Source organism: Mesobacillus subterraneus, from assembly GCF_023715485.1.
GTDB lineage: Bacteria > Bacillota > Bacilli > Bacillales > Cytobacillaceae > Mesobacillus > Mesobacillus subterraneus_B.
Map to the genome: position 1 here is coordinate 292,213 of NZ_JAMBOF010000004.1, position 18,727 is coordinate 310,939.

The window sequence follows — 18,727 nt, forward strand, 5'->3', positions numbered from 1 at the left end:
ACATGCGACTCGAGGGGCTAGGCGCTGGAACTGTATTAAGAATACTACATGCAGTTATCCAGAACTAAACAATTTTATAATTTCCTTAACACTAAGGCTCTGTTAAAGCCCAATGTTGTTTTTAATACCTGTTGATTGTAGTGGAAGGCGCGAAGACTCCTCCGAAAATGCTAACGCATTTCCATCGTGCGTGGGCAGGTTCGAGGAAGCCCAATCAATGTCCTGCGGGCTTAGCTGGTCAGGTGAGACCCCGCAGGAGCGAAGCGACGAGGAGGCTCCGCGCCAGCCCCGCGGAAAGCGAAGCGCCTGGAACGAAAATCAACAGCCTTGTTTAACAGAGCCAACAATCGAGTAGGAGGGGGTGATTAACCCCCGACCTCTCACACCACCGTACGTACCGTTCGGTATACGGCGGTTCAATTAAGTGTGACGTAGAAATTCATATCTTTGATATAGACTTTTGAGCCCTCGATGACTCCAATAAGAGTTATCGAGGGTTTTGTGTAGAATTGGACTAGAGGCTATTCTCCAATATTTCCTTCTGGAGTTTCCCCATTCGTGTGCCTTTTGGTCAGGGACACCTAGACTTTTGAGTTTTCTTACTCTTGTCCTCGGATTCTTCCATTGTTTCCATTCAATCATACGAAGTCTTCTTCTAATCCACTCATCAAATTCTTTAAATTTACTCGGTGTATCAGCCAATGCAAAATATCCACACCATCCCGTAAGATATTGATTTAGTTTCTCGATTCTAACTTCCATAGGAATTGGTTTAGAACGGGAGGTTAGTTCTCGTATTTTAGCTTTAAGCCTTTTGATACTTTCATTTGCTATACGAACCTTCGGTATCCTATTAACCGTAAAGCTAAAGCCGAGGAACTTTCGTTTCCATGGGCGATCAACCGCTGATTTTCCTCTATTTACTTTGAGCTTTAATTTCTGCTCAATGAAGCATGTAATCGAGTTCATCACTCGTTCTCCAGCTTTCTTCGATTTCATGTAAATATTACAATCATCGGCGTAGCGGACAAACTTGTGACCTCTCCTTTCTAACTCTTTATCGAGCTTATCCAAAAGGATATTCGAAAGAAGAGGGCTCAGGGGACCTCCTTGTGGTGTTCCTTCTTCTGCATCATAGACTACACCATTTATCATGATTCCTGCTTGGAGATATTTCCGTATTAGTTTCAAGACCAACCGGTCTTGGATTCTACTTGCCAATATCCCCATTAACTTATCATGATTAACTTTGTCAAAGAATTTCTCCAAGTCCATGTCTATCACCCATCTATAACCTTCACTTATGTATCCCCTTGCTTTACGAACTGCGTCATGACCTCTTCGGTTTGGTCTAAACCCATAACTATGTTCTGAGAAGGCTGGGTCAAAAAGCGGGGTTAGAACTTGGGCGATAGCCTGTTGAATGAACCGGTCTGTCACGGTAGGTATTCCTAGTAGCCTTACTCCACCATTCGGTTTCGGGATTTCGACTCGACGTACTGGGTTAGGTTGATAGGTACCTTTCCTTAAAGAATCACAGAGAGTGTCCCAGTTCTCATAGAGATGTCTTCGTAGGGATTTTACGGACATTCCATCTATGCCGTGACTCCCTTTGTTCTTCTCCACACGTTTAAGTGCTTCTATTAAGTTTTCCCGTGACAGAATCAGATCCATTAACATGTGATATTTCCCTTTCGACGTGAACGTAGAAGTCTAATTATGTTATTCCTGCTCCACCCTCATGAAGTCCCCTGTGGAATTCACCACTTCCTCCTTCAAGTAAGTCCTTTCGGATTGTCTGCTTCTACACAGGAATTGTATGCCTAGCTCTCGTTCTTCCTAATTGTTCAGTCCTTCCCTTACCATCTCGAGTAGGTAAGGTACTATGACCTCTGCTGACTTCTGGTTGTTCAGCTATCTATTGCTAGATAGGTTACCAAGTGTACTTGGCATTTCAACCAGACCTCCCCGGGTAAGAGTACAGTCTTTCCCTCCATCTATCTGCTTCATTTACTCTGTACCATCTTGGGCAGTAAGGACTTTGTTTTGTTACGCAAACTCATCCAATGGTACCTAGCCTTATATGAAGTTCGTGTTCCTCAGACCGGAGGTTTGCCGCTCGCTTCCTTCAGATTCCGCGTCACCACGGACACCCTTGCGTTAAGCTAACCACTACTACTGCCTTCATGGCTCGGGACTTGCACCCTATAGACTGCACCCATGCCGGGCGCACATAAAAAAAGCAGCCCTTTTAAGGACTGCTTAACCAATTATTTGCGCTTATAGATTAAAAACTCGTAGTCATATGGATTTTTTTCGTCCTTCAACCCAATTTCCCTTGTTTCTAATTCCCATTTATCAATGTCAAAAACCGGGAAAAAGGTATCACCTTCAAACTGCTCGTGAATCATCGTCAAATATAGCCTGTCCGCTTTCGGCAATACTTCCTTGAATATTTCCGCACCACCGATGACAAATACCTCATCATCCTTTTCACCGGCATACTTCATAAATTCCTCGATTGAATTCATGACCACGCAGCCATCAGGACTGTAATTTTCATCTCGTGTAATAACGATATTTTCTCTTCCAGGAAGGGGTTTGCCAATTGACTCGTACGTTTTCCTACCCATTGCGATCGGATGCCCCATAGTGACACGCTTGAAAAATTTCAAATCTTCAGGGAGCCTCCATGGGAGCTGGTTATGCAGCCCTATGACGCGGTTTTCATCCATTGCCCAAATAAGTGAAATCATACACTGACAACCCCTTTAATATGCGGATGTGCTTCATAATTTACCAATTCAAAATCATCATATTTAAAATCAAAAATTGATTTGACTTCAGGGTTGATTTTCATTTGCGGCAACGGTTTAGGCTCGCGTGTAAGCTGAAGCTTGACCTGGTCCAAATGGTTGGTGTAAATATGGGTATCCCCGAAAGTATGGATGAACTCGCCTGGTTCAAGGTCGCAAACATGCGCAACCATCATTGTAAGCAATGCGTAGGAAGCGATATTGAATGGGACTCCGAGGAACACATCCGCAGATCTTTGGTAGAGCTGGCATGATAGCTTGCCATCTGCAACATAAAACTGGAACATACAGTGGCAAGGTGGCAAGGCCATCTTATTGATTTCAGCTACGTTCCATGCATTAACGATCATTCTCCGGGAATCGGGATTTGTCTTGATCGTATGGATCAGCTCTGAGATCTGGTCTACAGTCTCACCGCCTGCACCTGCCCAAGAACGCCATTGATGACCGTAAACAGGCCCGAGGTTCCCATTATCATCGGCCCATTCATTCCAGATGCGGACACCATTTTCCTGGAGATATTTTACGTTTGTATCCCCATTCAAAAACCAAAGAAGTTCATGGATGATTGATCTCAGGTGTAGTTTTTTAGTAGTAATCAGTGGAAATCCATCCTGGAGGTCAAACCGCATTTGATATCCAAATGTACTGATCGTGCCAGTACCTGTACGGTCTTCCTTTTTTATACCGGTGTTCAATACATGCTCACAAAGTTCTAAATACTGTTTCATGAATTTCCCTGCCTTTCAAAACGTGCACTGATTCATTTTATTTTAGCAATTAAATGGTTCATAGAAAACTCTCAAATGGATACTACTAATACTTTGCCGCGCTATGGCATAATTCCTGCTATACTTGCATTAGTAATCTTATAATATAGTAAAATAATTCCATATTCCTATTACTCGAGACCTTCAATATATTGATAAGTTTGAGGTGCTGCTTCCTTCAGAAGCCTTGCAGGCAATCCTCCGATGTAAAACATCGCGAAGCTTTCGGCAAAATATTCTTCTGGATAATCGAGAAAGTAAGCCCGCCCAGGAAACAGCAGTCGGCTTTCAGCTTTCCAGATTTTCAAGAACCGTTCTTCCTCTCTGATTTGCCCATAAACATGGCGATCAAGGGAGTGAGCGAGTTCATGGAGCTCGAGATTTACAGAACCGTGCCCTTTTCCTTTCTCACTGCTGCCAATCTTCACAAGAACAATCCTGGAACCTCCGACTCCAGGTACCTGATCCCATGTACGACTCGATGTGTAACCCCGGGGAATGATCCCTTTCAAATGCCTGGCAGATGGATTGTCCGTCAAATTGCCTTCAAATAACTTCACCTTGATATTGCTGTCAACAGCTTTTCTAATCATAGAATCTGGAAGGAGCATTAATCTTCCGATAATGCTGGCAGCCTCCTGCTGATCAAACTCCTCCTCAGGAAGGATGACCAATTTTCCTGCAATGCCTGCAGTTTCATCATCAAGTGAAGCATATAGCAATGATTGTTTTGGATATTCATATAGGAAAATGCCATCCATATTGGCATTAGAGCTCCCAAGCAGGGTGAAGGAAAGTATGATAACAATGAGGATTTGAATCATTTTTCGCATTCATTATCTCCCTTTCCTGAGGTATGCAGACTTTAGATGTTATAAGGGTAATATAAGTGAATTATGATGGGATTTTTACGATCGGATTCTATTAAAATTATAACATATGATTGGTGGGCTGCAGGCTGAGAATTTTAGGAAGGTAACAATTCAGAAAAAATCCACATGATCATTTTTTGAAATGAAATAATGGTTTGCTCTTATCAAATGATTAGAGCCAGTTTTGTCCTTGAAAATCCTGAATAAGGGCATCAAAAAGACCCACCCACATGTGGATGAGTCTTTGCTGTTATTAAAGGTTGTTACTGCATTGATTGTTGCTTTCTACTGTATTCGAAGAGCAACATTGTTTAGCAAAAGAGTTTATTAAACTTCAAGTCCGAAGTTTCGGCAAAGAGAACCTAGCCCTCCTGAAAAACCGCTGCCAATGGCATTGAATTTCCATTCATTATTATGGCGGTACAGTTCGCAAATGATTACCGCGGTTTCAACAGAGAAGTCTTCACCTAGGTCAAATCGAAGTATTTCCTCGCCGTTTTCCTCATTTACTACTCTGGCAAAAGCGTTTGAGACCTGTCCAAAGTTTTGGTTTCTTTGTTCCGCATCATGAATCGTAACAGCGATCGCAATCCGATGTACATTTGAAGGTACTTTGGAGAAATCGATGATGATCTGCTCATCGTCTCCGTCGCCTTCCCCTGTCCTGTTATCACCTGTATGCTCTACACCGCCGCTCGGATGCTGCAGCTGGTTGTAAAAGATAAAGTCGGAATCCTGCTTGCACTTGCCATTTTCATCTGCTAGAAAAGCGGAGGCATCTAGGTCGAAGCTGCTGCCGCCGGTATAGCGATTTGTATCCCATCCTAAGCCTACAATTACACGCGTAAGCCCAGGGTTTGTTTTTGTCAGATCAATCCGTTGACCTTTTGACAGGTTGATTCCCATTACATACACCCCTCATTTCAACAGCATTTTTTTAATTAGAACCACTTAAAGATTAAGTATAAGAACGGACAACTTCGCTCAGGCCGGAAGCATTTGTTCCAGTTCCTACTGCGGCGAATTTCCACTCATTGCCGTGGCGGTATAGTTCCCCTACGATCAAGCTGGTTTTGCCACTATAATCATCTGTAAGGTTATACTTGATCATTTCCTGGTTGTTTGAAGGATTCACCACGCGAATGAACGCATTGCGGATCATGCCAAAGTGCTGCTTGCGTTTCACGGCATCATAGATATTTACGACGAATACAAGCTTTTCAACATGGCTTGGAACCCTGTTAAGCTCGATAGAAACTTGCTCGTCGTCTCCATCCCCATCACCCGTTAAGTTGTCTCCAGAGTGGATTATGCTGCCATCCTTGCTTTTTAGGTTGCCGAAATAAACAACATCGTTATTGTTTTGCAATTTATCGTTCGCTCCCAGCATGATGACTGATGCGTCACAGTCGACATTCGCTCCACTGCCGCCGCCGCCGAACAAGCCGCCAAACAGTCCGCCGCCCCCGCCGCTCTTTTGAACCGGATCCCAGCCTAGTCCAACCATAATTTTTGAAAGTCCCGGATTTCCTTTAGTTAAATCTACACGCTGTCCTTTTTGTAAGTTAATTGCCATTACCTTCACCTCTTGTAAGTATTTTTTTAGATTTATTTATAAAAATGAGCAGTCTATCTTTATTGCTGCTTCACTTTTTTAAAATTTTCCTGCAGCTGCATCAAACGTTTTGTTCCTTCTTCTCTCATGCGCTTGTTTTCTTCCTCTATGGACTTTGTTTCCTGCATGCCCTTCATGATGATATTCCAGCTTTCTTCAATCGTCTCGATCTTAATGCTAGGGGCCCCTGATAATCGTGCAATATCGACACTCTGACTTGAAATATTCTGTGCATTTCTCACAAGCATCTCATTTGTGCGGCGGTCAAGCTCATTCATGGAGTCTGCCACAAGCTTCTGCCTCTTGGCAGCCACGGCCTGAATCAAGCCATTTTTGAAGATAGGAATTGTCGTCACAAATGCCGAGTTGATCTTCCCGATCAGCTTTGTATTTCCTCGCTGTAACAGTCGGATCTGCGGTGCTGTCTGCAAGGCGACCATTTTTGCCATTTCGAGATCATAAATTCTCTGCTCAAGAAGTTCGACTGCATTGCGAAGAGTGTCAAGCTGCATAGAAGCCATCTGGTCACCTGAAGCTGCCTTTGCTTCAAGCTGCGGCAGCTGATTTGTTTTGAGTTCATTTACCTTTAGCTCGCCAGCCACTACATATTTTTCTAGTGTCATATAAAATTGATAGTTTTGCTCATACATACGATCAAGCATAGTTGTTGATTCAACCATTTCGCTCTGGTATTTGGAGATTTCCACGTATACATTATCAATCTCCTTGCCCATCGTCTGGTACTTGCCAAAAAGCTTCTCAACCAGCTTTTCACTCTTCTTGAAAAGCTTGCCGAATAGGCCTCCGGATGTTTTCTCAAAATCCTTTTTGTCAAATCGGTCCATGATTTTGCCAAGCTGCTTCAGAAGCTCACCTGAGTCTTCGACCTTTGTGGTACGCATATTGCTAAGGATTTGGTCAGAAAATCTTGAAATCTCCACTGCTGGCTCTTTACCAAACTCAAGGATTTGAATCTGGTCACGCTCATCGATGCTGCGCGCCAGATTCTGCACTTCCGGCTCGTTCCTTAGTGCAAGCTTTAAATCTGATACCGATGCCTCGGTTAATTTATCATCTGGATTAGCAGTAACAAGGCTGACATCTTGATTTTGTGTTGGATTCATCATGTCAATCTCCCCTTAAATTTTTTAAAATCCCTTGAAAAATTACTTTTTTAATAATGGATGGTTCCTTGAATTCCTGTTCAAAAACGACATCTTCAAGCCAGTGAGAATCGAAAGCGCTTCCTTCGATGAAATTCTCAATATCGTTGTGGCCAGGTGGATTGTAGATGACCAGGTCGACACCAAATTGATTCAGCAGCAGCAACAGTGCTGCATCAGACCTTGTCATCGTCCCATTTATTTCATTATTATATAAAATCACCTTAGGTACTTCCTGGGAATAATCAAATTTTTGCAGCATCTTTAAGATGTTTTCCGGCACCTGCATCGACTGGGTAAAAAGATAAATCCTCAGCTCTTCTTCGTTTTCACGATGCTGCGGCTTAAGCTTCGGGCTTACACAAAGATTTCTGATTGCTTCTGCCAGACCCTTTTGGAGGCCCGTCGGCAAATGGTTATACTTCCAGTAGTGGGTACCGGCCATTTTTTCCGGATCAAGCAGCCCGTCTTTCCCCAGAGCATTGCGGTAATGGAACCGAAAATCGCTGTTCGCTCCGGAGGAAAATGGAAAGCTTTTAATCAGCAATGTATTCTCATGTCCCATCAATCCATGAAGACGGTCCCAGTACTCCCTGCGATTCCTGCTGACCCCGTTTATTTTTGAAAACAAAGCCGGAATCTTGACGGTTCCGCTTTTAACTTCAAAATTCGGACGGATCATCGCTTTTTCCCTGGCAAGCAAAAACAATTCGTCATAGGTTGTTTTCAAAGTAATTGCTGAAGGAGCATAATCCCTTAACTGCCATGGTTTATATAAACCAGATCCTTCATGGTTCAGGATAGTTTCTATTTCTCGGGATGCCCTGTATGCAACCGTTGCTGTACGCTTCCGCTTTTCGGCAGGAAACGGCTCCGGTGCTTTCTTTTCAGGAAAGACATGGACGAAGGTCTGCTCTTTCCCTGGGTCGACCATCGAAAAAACGTCATTTCCATCTGGGGTGAATGATACTAGGTCACAGCCAACTTTCATTAGGAAGTAAAGGAAATATTGATGGCTTTTCTTGTAATTCCCGTACCATAGGAAACTTGGCATGCTTTTTTCCGGATCTGCATCCTTTAAAGCATTTTCCAGGTGGTTGAACGACCATTTTACGACATCGACAAGGACCCTTCTCAGCTCTGGACTCTTAAGTCCGCCTTCCTCTCTACTTGCAAAAAATTCCACCATCTGGATCGCTGCTTCTCTTATTTTCCGGTGAACCAGCGAATTACCAGCCGATATTAACAATTTTTCACCGTCCAGGAATGCGACAAAACGATTGATGGAGAGATTTTGGTCCTTATTTATATTGATAATCTTTTGGATTGATTGAAAATGAGCATTATCAATTGTTTTATCAAGCGAATCATCACTTAATAAGATTATGCTGTGTTTATGGACATAATCGTACAGCTGATTGTAATACTCATCTTCATCAAGTGGTATGCCAATGAACCGGGCAAGCACCTGGCCGATATGCATGGATGTACCATCTTTCTGAAAAAGCGGGCGCTCACTTGCCGCCTTTTCCAAAAGGCCTAACCAATTGTCATATGTAACCGGCAGTGTATGTATTTTTATTTGGTTTATCGATGGATACATAAAAGTCACTTCCCACTAAGCGCGAAAGTCTAAAGTTATAAGCAATTCAATTGCTTTTTCAAATCCGAGTTAACAACCCAGCCTATATTTACCATCATACCATACATGGAGTCTTGTATTTCTATTTGTATTAGCTAGTACGTATGAAAACGGAAAAAAGTTTCAATTAATTCCACGTTTCCTGATTTTTCACCTTTATTCCTGTCCTTGCATATAGTTGAGTACTAAGATCAGGAAGGTGGACTTCATATGCGTTTCTTATACAAAAGGCAGCCAGCCGAAGAATTGCAGCTCGAGCTACGGGATGTCAGGCAGGCAATGTCCTCCGGAGGCCTTGTTTTATTTGACTTGCTCTTCTATTCTTTCATTTTCGCTATATTGATCATGCCTATGCAAGCAGGTTTTATGCAATTTAGCGGTCTTTTTTTACTTGTTTATGGTGCTTTCACCTGCTTATTTCTGTTCATCCGCAGGTCAGTGAATAAATATAGCGGAACTAATAAATTTATGAAATAATCCTTTTAATTTTCCTTAGTATTTCTTCTCCAGCATAAGCACCCTGCTGTTCTGTAAAAATATAGGTCATCAGTTCAGTTTGTTCAGCAAGCTCACCATGCGCGGGTATAAAACTATGGTCACACTTCACCAGAAAGTCTTCATCCAGAAGCGAGTCACCTGCTCCTATCAGTGTATTTATTCCCTCCCTATCCTTTATAAAGGATACTGCTTCTCCCTTGCTGATCGGATTAGGCATAAAATACAGCTTCCGTCCTTGATATGATATTCTCCAACCATATGCAGATGCAGCTCTCTTGAAATCCAGCACTTGCTGAGCATCAAGCTTTTCATCAAGCAAGTAATAAAGAAAAAGTCCCTCTGCAGATTTGAGCTTTCCGTTAACATGAAAGATATCCTTTAGGAGTATATCCTTTAATTCATCCATTGAAGCACACTCCTGCTTCAGTCTTCCGGATATATTCTCCCGCCAGTCGCGCAGCGGCTTGCCACCATATAAAATTTCTGCGCCATTAAATGTGACCGCATACTTAACAGGAATACGCTCCTTAAAAATAAATACCCTCTCGAACTGTTTAGTCGTTCTTGTTGTTACTGGTACAAGAAGCAGTTCCTGAGCGATTTCCTGGAGAATCTCTAACGCTCTGCAAGTCATAAAGGCAAGATTTTGGTCTTCCTTTATTTCGACCGCCTCCATCTGATTATTCAAAGCAGGTCCTAAATCCTCCAGTGCTTTCCTTGAATAAATGATCGTCCTGTCCAGGTCGGTTGCAAACATCATGGTGCTTCACCCCTTTATCTGCTTTATTAGGCCGCAGCAGGCATAATCCATATCTGGGTAGTGGACCAGCTCGACCCCTTTCACTTTCGCCAGCAGTTGAATATGCTCAATATAAGGGTTATTGAAATCCTTAATGAGTATTTTCCAAGGTACTCTCCGCAACAAAACTCTTGTGGTTTCCCCAACTCCCGGTTTTATAAGATTTATATTCTTAAAAGCGAATTCACTGGCAATCTTATTTACAGTATCCATACCTTTAAAATCGGCAAGTTGATCTTCCGCCATTTCCCTGGATAATCCTTTTTCTGCAAGACTATAAACTGCGGGGAATTCACGGCTGATGATTTCTACAAAGTCTGCTGAAACATCTATATCCTCGAATTCTTTATAGTATTTTGCTCCATGAAAGTCGCCCTTTTTAATATAATCTTCATTCAGCACCGTCCTGCTGATCAGGCCTGAGACCGTTGAATTCAGGCAAGCGCTCGGGAGAAGGAAGTCTTCCCTTGTGCCATACAAGGTTGAACAGTGTCCTGGGTCTGCAAGGACGGCGATATTGTCATCCAAATGGATTCCGTATTGTTCACAAATTTCCATGCACGATTTTTGGAGTTCCCGAGAAATTGCACCTTTTCCTGTCCACCCATCAATGAATTGGATTTCCCTCCCCTTGTGCTGGTCAAGTATATGAAGGATGGCATTTTCGTCCACTCCCCTGCCCCTGATGATTGAAATGCTGTAGTGAGGAAGACTCGCACCGTACTTACATTCGATATACCTTTTAATTAACACTCCCACTGGGGTACCAGCACGGGCCAATGATACTAGGACCGTATTCTTGCCTTTTGTCTTATAAATCTGCTCAGCTACGATGCCTGTCAATAGTGCAACTTCCATCTTGGAAGAACCGAGGAGGCTCCAGAATAAATCCATATATTCATCGCTTGGCTTCTCTTCGATCGGCAGCGTTTCACTATAATGCCTGCCATTCTGCACCTGTTTTTCCCGGATCTCCGCGGACCCTTCCAAGTCAATTCCTGATAAATCCTTAAGCAGAAAAGTCACATCTTCTTTTTCGTACGATCCAAACTTAACATCATCCATCATTCTTTCACCATCCGGCTATGATAGAAAACAATATTAATAGAAGGAATGCCTGTTTTTCGAAACTCTTCAAGCATTGGCTTCAGCCACTCATCAGGTACTTCCCGTTCAAAGAGAATAAAAACTTCGTCATACTGTAATGGTCTCACATTGTACAGGTAATGCTGAATCTCAGGATCTTCTGGATTAGGGAACGCCATACCATAGCGAGCACCATACCCTTCTTTATCGACGATATGGATAGGACTTCTAGTCGTAGACTGATAGCTTACATTTCCTTCCATAAAGGCCGCCGTTTTCATCGGGATATACATGAATTCACCGGTGCCAACAAGCAAAGTCCTTTTTCCCAGGGACTTTTGCGATAGCCTGATTGCCAGATTGGAAAGAGTCTTGTCTAGTGAAACTCTTTGCTGCTCATTCATTCCGAACCTTCCGCTTAGAGCAGAAAAAGGGATACCCTCAAGTTTTCCACCGTAAAAACTGGAAATGCCCTCTGAAGACATTTGCTCCACATGTATCTTTTCAATTACCGGCTCCTGCATATTGAATGTCTGCTGTTCCGAAAGGATTTCCGCTTCCGGAGAATGCCCCGATACTGAAAACTTCCCTCTTAACATGCTTACACAGTTAATTTTAATTCCCAGTTCATTCTCGAGTTCGTTAAATTTCTCTGCATGCTCATCCGACCGCCAGTCAAGAATGGAAACAACTGAGTAAACATCTCGGGGGAATTCGGCTTGGATGGAGCGGATTATGTTAATTGCCGTTTTCCCAGTAGACATTTCATCGTCGACAAGGATAATTTCCCTCTTATTATCCAATAGCTCACTGGCAATATAACAACGATGGGACGTCGCATGGGAATGTTCTTCCTCGAATGTGATTACCGGGATTTCTTCAGCAACTATTTCCCTAGTCGTGTGAAAATAATCAGCCTTTGTGAATGCAGCAAAAAAAGCATGTCCAAGAGCCGTTGCGGTTTCGGCAAATCCAATAATTACAGGAGAGATTTCTTCAGGTATGAATGCGTCAGGTATACTAGGGTTATCTTTCATAAATTGCTCCTGAAGCTTTAATTCTTTTGAGTAACTCATTCCTGTCGTCTTGATGGCATATTGGTCGGCAAGCAGCGATCCTGTAAGCATGCCTTTCGCAGGATCGATTGGCATATGCTTTCCTAAAATTTTGCTGACAAACAAGAACGACCGCTTTTTATTCCTCCTCGCAGCCATGACAAACAACTCCTCAATGGGGAGGTTGAATGGGTTCTCGGCAATTTCCAAGTCGATTGAAAGGCTATCAAGAATTTGATATGAATATTTCCTGTTTAAGTAAGTCGATGTTTGTGATTCCATCTTGAAGCACCCCGTATACCTGTGATTTCCGCAAAATCTTTTGTGCCCAATAATAGTGCGGTTTAATTTCATTCATTTTATTTGCGAAGGCACTTTTTCTGACTCCATTGTGATTCTCAGCTTCTTCTACAATGTTTTTCGCATCAATGTACTCTTCGTAGCTGACAGCATTCAATGCATGGACTGTTTTAATATGGCTCGGATGGATGATTGTTTTTCCAGTTAATCCATTTGCGATATCCATCATGATTTCCTGGATCAATCCGTCCATATGCCTATCGATCAATTCAGTTCGCCACTTCAAGCCCTCCTGTCCGAAGGGAGTCTGTCTCAACTGCGGCTTTAATATTCTTTGCGTCGAGGAGAAATACTCCCAAACAGGACCTGACACCACATATGGACTGTCAAAACGGAGGAAGACATTGACGATATCTGAAATGCAATCGCGGATTACACCGATATCATAAACAGTTGTATCTGCGTTCCTCCTGATCCCATATAGGCCGCTGAAATCGGTTGCGCCGATGCGGACATTCAAAATCAGTTCCCTGAATTCATCGACAGCTGCTTTAATTGCGAGCAATTCTTCCAATCTAGTTTCTTTTTCTATTATTTTCTTTGTTTCTAAAATTGGCATTGCATATAAAAGGTCTCCAGTAGTATTTAATTGATTGATAAATTTTAAAATCTTTTTTCCTGCGACAGGTTCGAACTTGGGAATGACAATACCGGTTAGTACCTTTAACGCTTCACCAGCTGCCTCTGCGATATTCTCGAGTTGATCAAGGCTTCTGATCCTGACGAAAATCAGCGGCAGTTCATCCTGAGATAGATATCCTTTGCCAAGTGCATCGGCTAGGTGGTTTAATTCTGCAACCAATTGCTTTTCTGCCTTGTCAACCTCATGGTCAGCAATAGAATCCTCAAGGCAAATAACCATAGATGCAAGTCCATCATGCTTTTTCAGCAGCAATTCCTGATGGATATTTTCTCGTGTTGCTGGCATGTACAAGGTTGCTCCTAGGGCATATGCAAGTTCATCTCGTTGAGTATGTTTATTGAACCTGGCTGGTTTTACAAAGAAAAGGCTGTCTAATTCTTTTTCATAAAGATTCGAGAACAATTTCACGGAAAAATTCCCCTTTTTGGGTGATATAGATAAAAAGAAAGGGAGCAGACATAAGTCAGTTCCCCGGAAAGTAAGTCTTTAATTATTGTACGTTCTTTTGCTGCTCATTCTCTTCAGCTTTTTTCTTGTTCATATAGTGGACCACGAATGTAGCTCCAAATGTAACAAGCAATAGAATAAAGAAGTAAATGTGATCAATGTGGATACCAAACACTCCAGCGAACATCTTGACAGCGATGATCAAGATCAAAATGTAGGCAGTCGTTTCTAGCTCAGGAACGCGGTCAATCAATTTCAGGAATATACCGGCGACTCCTCGCATCATCAAGACACCAAGCATACCCCCAAGCAACAACACCCAGACTTCCTGGCTGATACCAAATGCTGCAAGGACACTGTCAACTGAGAACGCGATATCCATTATCTCAACAGCAGCAACTGTTCCCCAGAACGTACCGAACAAGCGGATAAGCAAACCGCCCTGGTTAACCCCTTCAATTTCCTCGATATCTGGGTCTTCACCTTTTCTCTTATCCATGAAGTATTTAATTGCCAGCCAGGCCAGGTAGCCAGCTCCAAGTACTTTAACCCACCAGAATTCTATTAAATAAACACCAATGCCGATTGCGATGAAACGGAAAATATAAGCACCAAGCAATCCATAGAATAATGCTTTTTTCCTTTGTTTTTCAGGCAAATGCTTAACCATAACCGCTAGAACCAGTGCATTGTCTGCTGAGAGAAGCCCTTCCAGGATCACCAGTGTACCAATCAATCCCCAGCTAACTGGGTCGCTTAAAACTCTAACCCACATATCCCAATCAAAAAACTGGGCATAAGTATCTATAAATCCTTGTAATATTTCAGGCATTCTTGTAGTTCCTCCCACTTTGTTGTGTATATTCTCTATAGAAAGACCCGGCATCGGCCGGGCCTTCATTAACCAGCATATTTAATTTTACCCTATTTGGAGCCCAAAGTCTGTAGCAAGTGCTGCCAATCCGCCCTGGTATCCACTGCCAATCGCACTGAATTTCCATTCGTTGTTATGGCGATATAGCTCTCCAACAACGATTGCTGTTTCAATCGAGAAGTCTTCGCCGAGGTCATAGCGGATAAGTTCTTCATTAGAACCTGCATTCAAAATTCTTACATAAGAGTTAGATACCTGGCCAAAGTTCTGGCGGCGACCTTCTCCGTCATGGATCGTGATGGTAAACGCAATCCTTTTCACTTCTGCCGGCACTGCAGACAAATCAACATTGACTGCTTCATCGTCCCCCTCCCCTGCTCCTGTCCGGTTATCACCAGTATGTACAACGGATCCGTTTCCACCTGTCGTATTGTTGTAGAATACGAAGTCGCTTTCAGAAGTTACTTTGCCATTTTCTCCTAATAAAAAAACAGATGAATCAAGGTCAAAGTCATTTCCGCCATCATATTTATTAACATCCCATCCTAAGCCAACAACTACCTTTGTCATACCAGGGTTAGTTTTTGTTAAATCTACTTTTTGGCCTTTTGATAAACTGATTGCCATTTTTTCTACCTCCAAAAATTTATTTCGTTATACATACGGTTAATTCTCATTAAGGTTTCGTAATTGCTATAAATATTTTTTCACAATTTCGTCCTAAATTCAAATATATTAGCTTTTCCACTTAGGCGGCGTATTTTTATCCCAGAAGATCCTGCCGAGTTCATAATGAGTCTGGAAGCTGTCGTGATAAGTGTGGTAATGGAAATTAAACCAGAAACCTTCCTTCGGCGGCTGATCCCTCCTCACATGGAAACGGATGATATCCTTGCCATTGTCGTCGATAATGTGGAAAATCTTTTCTGATTCTCCTCCGCCAGGCATCTCGGTAATTCGAAGGGAATTCAATTTTTCCCCAGGGTACTGGATCGATACCGTTTCAATTGCCTTTTCGATATTGGGCAGGATTGTCTGCCTGAACTCGTCCTCAATGACAGGGCCAATCTTTGTACCAAACTTTTGAAAAGATTGCTGCTCGGCTTCTTTCATCGCCCAGCCTATGAATTTATCCCTTTCTGCTTCCTCATCGACTGGGGTATCAAGCTTATCAAAATAAGATGTTTCGGCAGAGGAGGATTTTTCAGCCCGTTCACCTGTAGTTGTCAGGAATCCATTCGCCTGGGCAGGCGATACCATCCCAAAAGTAAAGATGGAGATCATGACGACGAGCGATTTGCGCAGCCATGCTGGCATGTGGATCACTTCCTTACGTATCAGAATAAATAATTATCAGCTAAACTATCAAGCTGCATTATTACTTTAAAATATTTAAGAGCACGGTTAATTATTGGATGTTTTGGCAAGGATAAAAAGAAAAATATATTCTATAGCAATATTATAACTTGTTTATACGTAAAAATGGGCAAAGGGTTTCAAATTTTTCGATAATGGATAAAAGAAAATATTAGGTTATTTGAACTGAACTTCAAATGATAGGGAGGTAATTTTATGGAGTGGACATGGATCATAGTTGCAACAAGTTTTATCATGCTAGCTTATTTTGTTTATTTGTCAATTGCGGATTAATATAAGAGCATTTATGAAGAGTTATGGACAAACCTCATTTTAAAACTAATGGTAATTGCCGCAACCAATGTCAAAAATAAAGAATGAGGCTTCACCCTAATCTTTTAGACTGTAGGCAAACTCGATGAAAAAAATCGTGTTTGTTTACAGTCTTTTTTGGTTGGAGGAGAAACGGGGCTGTTGTATTTCCGTTCCAGGCGCTTCGCTTTCAGCGGGGCCGGCGCTGAGCCCGCAGGACATTGGTGGAGCTTCATCGAACCTGCCCAGGCACGAGGGAAATGCGTTAGCATTTTCGTAGGAGTCTGCGCGCCTTCCACTCCAATCAACAGTGCTTCTACTGCAAAAAAATAGTTTAATTTAAAAGAAATAATCTATATGCAATAAGTCGAGTAAACTGCTCGACTTATTAATCTATTTAACAAGGTGTTTGGGATATTATGTTAAAATATGTTAAAGGGGGGTTGCATATGGAAAGATTAAAAGGAAAGAGATATTTATGTTTTATCTTACTAATTCTAACGGTAGCTCTTACAGCTTGTACTTCAAGCCCAAGTTTCGAGCTGTATGAAGGAAACTCTTTAAGAATAGCAGTGGTTGGGGAACCACCAGAAGTAAAAGAGGAACAAATTATATTTACAGAAGTCTCATTTGATGAAATGACAAGTGAGGAACTGAAGTCTTATGATGCAGTCTTTATTAGAGAAGATAATCTTTCAGAGGCTTCTGAAAGCCATTATGCGGATGTTTATTTAAATTCAACTATTCCATTCTTTTTCATTTCAGCTAAAAATCATATTCCTTTTACTGTGAAGGAAACAAAGTACGATGAGAATTGGAGTTGGGCTGCTGGCAATAGTTATGCGGTTGGAGTTCTTAAATCACAAGAAGATGGCACGTTAAAAAGTTGGAATTACGGTTTGTATAATGATAAAAAAACTACTGATAATATCAAAGATGTATATTCAAGAATTTTCAAGTCAATTGATGAACTTAAATCAATAATGAAAAAAGGAGCATAACGAATATGCTCCTTTTTACTGCTACTTTTGTTGCTAATTAAGTTACTTTTTTTGCTGTTATTTATCACTGTGTACTTCTGAACCGAACCCGTTAGGTTTCAGCCCTCATTCTTTTTTTATTACCCCAAAGTGGAATTTTGCTGATTTCCTCTGATAAACTTGGAAACCGAATTCTTCAAATCGTTTGCTCCGAAAGTGGTCTTTGAGAATTACACGCTTCCTGGCTACCCGCATTGCATGGTCAATGGTTTCTTTTGAGAGTCCTTCATATACTGCAAAATGTGTAAGCCCTCTAATCCCATCCGATTCTAAAATCGATTCATCGAACATCGGGTCGAAGTAAATACAGTCGATGCTATTATCTTCTTGTTTTTTCAGGAATTCCAATGAATACCCCTCGTTAACTTTGATTCTATACATTGCCTGGTTAATCGATTTGTATCCGGAGTCCCATGTCTTGAGACCGCTTTTTACTAAAAAGGCTAGTTCCTGTCTTGCTTCAATGCCTATAACAGATCCGGTTTTACCCGCGACAAAGCTGGCTACAATACTGTCCGAGCCGAGGCCGAGGGAACAATCGAGGAAACTCATCCCTGCTTCCAGCTTTCCAGCTTCAATTAAGGGATCACTTTCCCCCTTCATCAGCCTTTTGATCCGGAACATGGCGGAATTCGGATGAAAAAAGAAGGGTTCTTTCTCACCAAACGGATATAGTTCAAGACGCTCCTTTCCAACTACAAGACAGTCTTCTTGGATAATTTTTTGTATGGCGATGACAGACCTTTTCTTTCTGGGAACAAAATCTGCTTTCAGCTCATCAGCAATTTCCCTTGCCTGAGCTATCATTTCTTCGTTTGTCCTCCCTGCCGTTGTCACAAACACAAATCACACCTCATATCAAAAGAAAAAGGACGTCAGATGACATCCTTTCCATTAGTTTTAGCAGTTAGCCTCAAATCCAGCGATTAGGTTATCCATGATTGCTTCCATTGGCTGTCCCTCGATATCATGTCGGGGAATGAAATGGACTACTTCTTTTCCCTTCAATAGGGCCATTGAAGGTGAAGACGGTTCTAAACCTGTGAAGTATTCACGCATTTTTGCTGTAGCTTCCTTGTCCTGTCCAGCGAAAACTGTAACAAGATTGTCAGGTTTCTTTTCGCTTCGTAAAATTGCCTGTGTAGCTGAAGGACGGGCAAGTCCTGCGGCGCAGCCACATACAGAGTTGACCACGACAAGTGTTGTCCCTTCAGCATTGTCAACGAATTGTTCAACTTCATCCGAAGTAAGCAATTCTTTAAAGCCAGCGCGTGTTAGTTCCTCGCGCATCGGCTTGACCATTTGTCTCATATATTCTTCATATGCCATTGACATAAAAGGATCCCTCCCAACGATAGTTGCAGTGTTAGCATACTATA

The 18,727-nt window shown here is 42.1% G+C and carries 19 protein-coding genes; 2 read left to right on the forward strand and 17 right to left on the reverse strand.

The annotated features are described in order from the left end of the window. Positions 1–420: 420 nt before the first annotated feature. The 8 genes from ltrA to M3204_RS08175 all read right to left on the reverse strand — a co-directional run bounded on the left by ltrA (position 421) and on the right by M3204_RS08175 (position 8,839). On the reverse strand, positions 421–1,680 hold the full coding sequence (ltrA, locus tag M3204_RS08140; protein ID WP_251480668.1) for a group II intron reverse transcriptase/maturase: 1,260 nt from the start codon (positions 1,678–1,680) through the stop codon (positions 421–423). 590 nt (positions 1,681–2,270) lie between these two features. Further along, positions 2,271–2,756, reverse strand: a complete 486-nt coding sequence (locus tag M3204_RS08145; protein ID WP_251480670.1) for a dihydrofolate reductase — start codon at positions 2,754–2,756, stop codon at positions 2,271–2,273. Then, positions 2,753–3,547, reverse strand: coding sequence for a thymidylate synthase (locus M3204_RS08150; RefSeq protein ID WP_251480672.1), 795 nt, complete (start codon positions 3,545–3,547; stop codon positions 2,753–2,755). The genes M3204_RS08145 and M3204_RS08150 overlap by 4 nt, the downstream gene beginning before the upstream one ends. Positions 3,548–3,717: 170 nt before the next feature. Then, positions 3,718–4,419 (reverse strand): anthrax toxin lethal factor-related metalloendopeptidase, encoded by a 702-nt coding sequence (locus M3204_RS08155; protein ID WP_251480674.1) that lies wholly within the window; start codon positions 4,417–4,419, stop codon positions 3,718–3,720. Between the two features lie 366 nt (positions 4,420–4,785). Then, entirely contained in the window at positions 4,786–5,364 is a 579-nt protein-coding gene (locus M3204_RS08160; RefSeq protein ID WP_251480676.1) for a TerD family protein, read from the reverse strand. A 52-nt stretch (positions 5,365–5,416) separates the two neighbouring features. Next, a complete protein-coding gene (locus M3204_RS08165; protein ID WP_251480678.1) occupies positions 5,417–6,034 on the reverse strand; it encodes a TerD family protein in 618 nt (205 codons plus the stop codon). Between the two features lie 59 nt (positions 6,035–6,093). Then, positions 6,094–7,197: a toxic anion resistance protein gene (locus M3204_RS08170; RefSeq protein ID WP_435367709.1), complete on the reverse strand. Its 1,104-nt coding sequence runs from the start codon at positions 7,195–7,197 to the stop codon at positions 6,094–6,096. Between the two features lie 4 nt (positions 7,198–7,201). Then, positions 7,202–8,839 carry a YceG family protein gene (locus tag M3204_RS08175; RefSeq protein ID WP_251480682.1) on the reverse strand — a complete coding sequence of 546 codons (1,638 nt, stop codon included), beginning with the start codon at positions 8,837–8,839 and terminating at the stop codon, positions 7,202–7,204. 249 nt (positions 8,840–9,088) lie between these two features. Between M3204_RS08175 and M3204_RS08180 the strand changes: the two genes are divergently transcribed. Continuing rightward, positions 9,089–9,355 (forward strand): hypothetical protein, encoded by a 267-nt coding sequence (locus M3204_RS08180; protein ID WP_251480684.1) that lies wholly within the window; start codon positions 9,089–9,091, stop codon positions 9,353–9,355. Here the strand turns inward: M3204_RS08180 and M3204_RS08185 are convergent. The 7 genes from M3204_RS08185 to M3204_RS08215 all read right to left on the reverse strand — a co-directional run bounded on the left by M3204_RS08185 (position 9,345) and on the right by M3204_RS08215 (position 15,957). Then, the gene (locus M3204_RS08185) at positions 9,345–10,136 is read right to left on the reverse strand and encodes a hypothetical protein (RefSeq protein ID WP_251480686.1); all 792 of its coding nucleotides are present in this window, start codon (positions 10,134–10,136) and stop codon (positions 9,345–9,347) included. The genes M3204_RS08180 and M3204_RS08185 overlap by 11 nt on opposite strands. Positions 10,137–10,142: 6 nt before the next feature. Then, entirely contained in the window at positions 10,143–11,240 is a 1,098-nt protein-coding gene (locus M3204_RS08190; RefSeq protein ID WP_251480770.1) for a cysteine protease StiP family protein, read from the reverse strand. Then, positions 11,240–12,598 carry a phosphoribosyltransferase family protein gene (locus M3204_RS08195; protein ID WP_251480688.1) on the reverse strand — a complete coding sequence of 453 codons (1,359 nt, stop codon included), beginning with the start codon at positions 12,596–12,598 and terminating at the stop codon, positions 11,240–11,242. Before M3204_RS08195 ends, M3204_RS08190 begins: the two co-directional genes overlap by 1 nt. After that, positions 12,543–13,727 carry an HpcH/HpaI aldolase/citrate lyase family protein gene (locus tag M3204_RS08200; protein ID WP_251480690.1) on the reverse strand — a complete coding sequence of 395 codons (1,185 nt, stop codon included), beginning with the start codon at positions 13,725–13,727 and terminating at the stop codon, positions 12,543–12,545. The genes M3204_RS08195 and M3204_RS08200 overlap by 56 nt, the downstream gene beginning before the upstream one ends. Positions 13,728–13,809: 82 nt before the next feature. Then, the gene (locus M3204_RS08205; RefSeq protein WP_251480692.1) at positions 13,810–14,598 is read right to left on the reverse strand and encodes a TerC family protein; all 789 of its coding nucleotides are present in this window, start codon (positions 14,596–14,598) and stop codon (positions 13,810–13,812) included. 87 nt (positions 14,599–14,685) lie between these two features. Further along, positions 14,686–15,267, reverse strand: a complete 582-nt coding sequence (locus M3204_RS08210; protein WP_251480694.1) for a TerD family protein — start codon at positions 15,265–15,267, stop codon at positions 14,686–14,688. A 108-nt stretch (positions 15,268–15,375) separates the two neighbouring features. Then, positions 15,376–15,957, reverse strand: coding sequence for a YpjP family protein (locus M3204_RS08215; RefSeq protein ID WP_251480696.1), 582 nt, complete (start codon positions 15,955–15,957; stop codon positions 15,376–15,378). 800 nt (positions 15,958–16,757) lie between these two features. Here M3204_RS08215 and M3204_RS08220 point away from each other — a divergent pair. Continuing rightward, positions 16,758–17,309, forward strand: a complete 552-nt coding sequence (locus M3204_RS08220) for a hypothetical protein (RefSeq protein WP_251480698.1) — start codon at positions 16,758–16,760, stop codon at positions 17,307–17,309. A 105-nt stretch (positions 17,310–17,414) separates the two neighbouring features. Here M3204_RS08220 and M3204_RS08225 read toward each other — a convergent pair whose 3' ends face one another. Next, on the reverse strand, positions 17,415–18,191 hold the full coding sequence (locus M3204_RS08225; RefSeq protein WP_251480701.1) for a class I SAM-dependent methyltransferase: 777 nt from the start codon (positions 18,189–18,191) through the stop codon (positions 17,415–17,417). A gap of 57 nt (positions 18,192–18,248) precedes the next feature. Beyond that, positions 18,249–18,683 carry a BrxA/BrxB family bacilliredoxin gene (locus tag M3204_RS08230; protein WP_251480703.1) on the reverse strand — a complete coding sequence of 145 codons (435 nt, stop codon included), beginning with the start codon at positions 18,681–18,683 and terminating at the stop codon, positions 18,249–18,251. Between the last annotated feature and the right edge of the window lie 44 nt (positions 18,684–18,727).

What these genes read in the sequence shown, in the direction of transcription:
- M3204_RS08150 (WP_251480672.1), bottom strand. Translation starts at nt 3,547, where the DNA reads ATGAAACAGTATTTAGAACTTTGTGAGCATGTATTGAACACCGGTATA.
- M3204_RS08220 (WP_251480698.1), top strand. Translation starts at nt 16,758, where the DNA reads ATGGAAAGATTAAAAGGAAAGAGATATTTATGTTTTATCTTACTAATT.
- ltrA (WP_251480668.1), bottom strand. Translation starts at nt 1,680, where the DNA reads ATGTTAATGGATCTGATTCTGTCACGGGAAAACTTAATAGAAGCACTT.
- M3204_RS08195 (WP_251480688.1), bottom strand. Translation starts at nt 12,598, where the DNA reads ATGGAATCACAAACATCGACTTACTTAAACAGGAAATATTCATATCAA.
- M3204_RS08175 (WP_251480682.1), bottom strand. Translation starts at nt 8,839, where the DNA reads ATGTATCCATCGATAAACCAAATAAAAATACATACACTGCCGGTTACA.
- M3204_RS08215 (WP_251480696.1), bottom strand. Translation starts at nt 15,957, where the DNA reads ATGCCAGCATGGCTGCGCAAATCGCTCGTCGTCATGATCTCCATCTTT.
- M3204_RS08205 (WP_251480692.1), bottom strand. Translation starts at nt 14,598, where the DNA reads ATGCCTGAAATATTACAAGGATTTATAGATACTTATGCCCAGTTTTTT.
- M3204_RS08185 (WP_251480686.1), bottom strand. Translation starts at nt 10,136, where the DNA reads ATGATGTTTGCAACCGACCTGGACAGGACGATCATTTATTCAAGGAAA.
- M3204_RS08180 (WP_251480684.1), top strand. Translation starts at nt 9,089, where the DNA reads ATGCGTTTCTTATACAAAAGGCAGCCAGCCGAAGAATTGCAGCTCGAG.
- M3204_RS08190 (WP_251480770.1), bottom strand. Translation starts at nt 11,240, where the DNA reads ATGGATGATGTTAAGTTTGGATCGTACGAAAAAGAAGATGTGACTTTT.
- M3204_RS08160 (WP_251480676.1), bottom strand. Translation starts at nt 5,364, where the DNA reads ATGGGAATCAACCTGTCAAAAGGTCAACGGATTGATCTGACAAAAACA.
- M3204_RS08145 (WP_251480670.1), bottom strand. Translation starts at nt 2,756, where the DNA reads ATGATTTCACTTATTTGGGCAATGGATGAAAACCGCGTCATAGGGCTG.
- M3204_RS08210 (WP_251480694.1), bottom strand. Translation starts at nt 15,267, where the DNA reads ATGGCAATCAGTTTATCAAAAGGCCAAAAAGTAGATTTAACAAAAACT.
- M3204_RS08170 (WP_435367709.1), bottom strand. Translation starts at nt 7,197, where the DNA reads ATGAATCCAACACAAAATCAAGATGTCAGCCTTGTTACTGCTAATCCA.
- M3204_RS08165 (WP_251480678.1), bottom strand. Translation starts at nt 6,034, where the DNA reads ATGGCAATTAACTTACAAAAAGGACAGCGTGTAGATTTAACTAAAGGA.
- M3204_RS08155 (WP_251480674.1), bottom strand. Translation starts at nt 4,419, where the DNA reads ATGCGAAAAATGATTCAAATCCTCATTGTTATCATACTTTCCTTCACC.
- M3204_RS08230 (WP_251480703.1), bottom strand. Translation starts at nt 18,683, where the DNA reads ATGTCAATGGCATATGAAGAATATATGAGACAAATGGTCAAGCCGATG.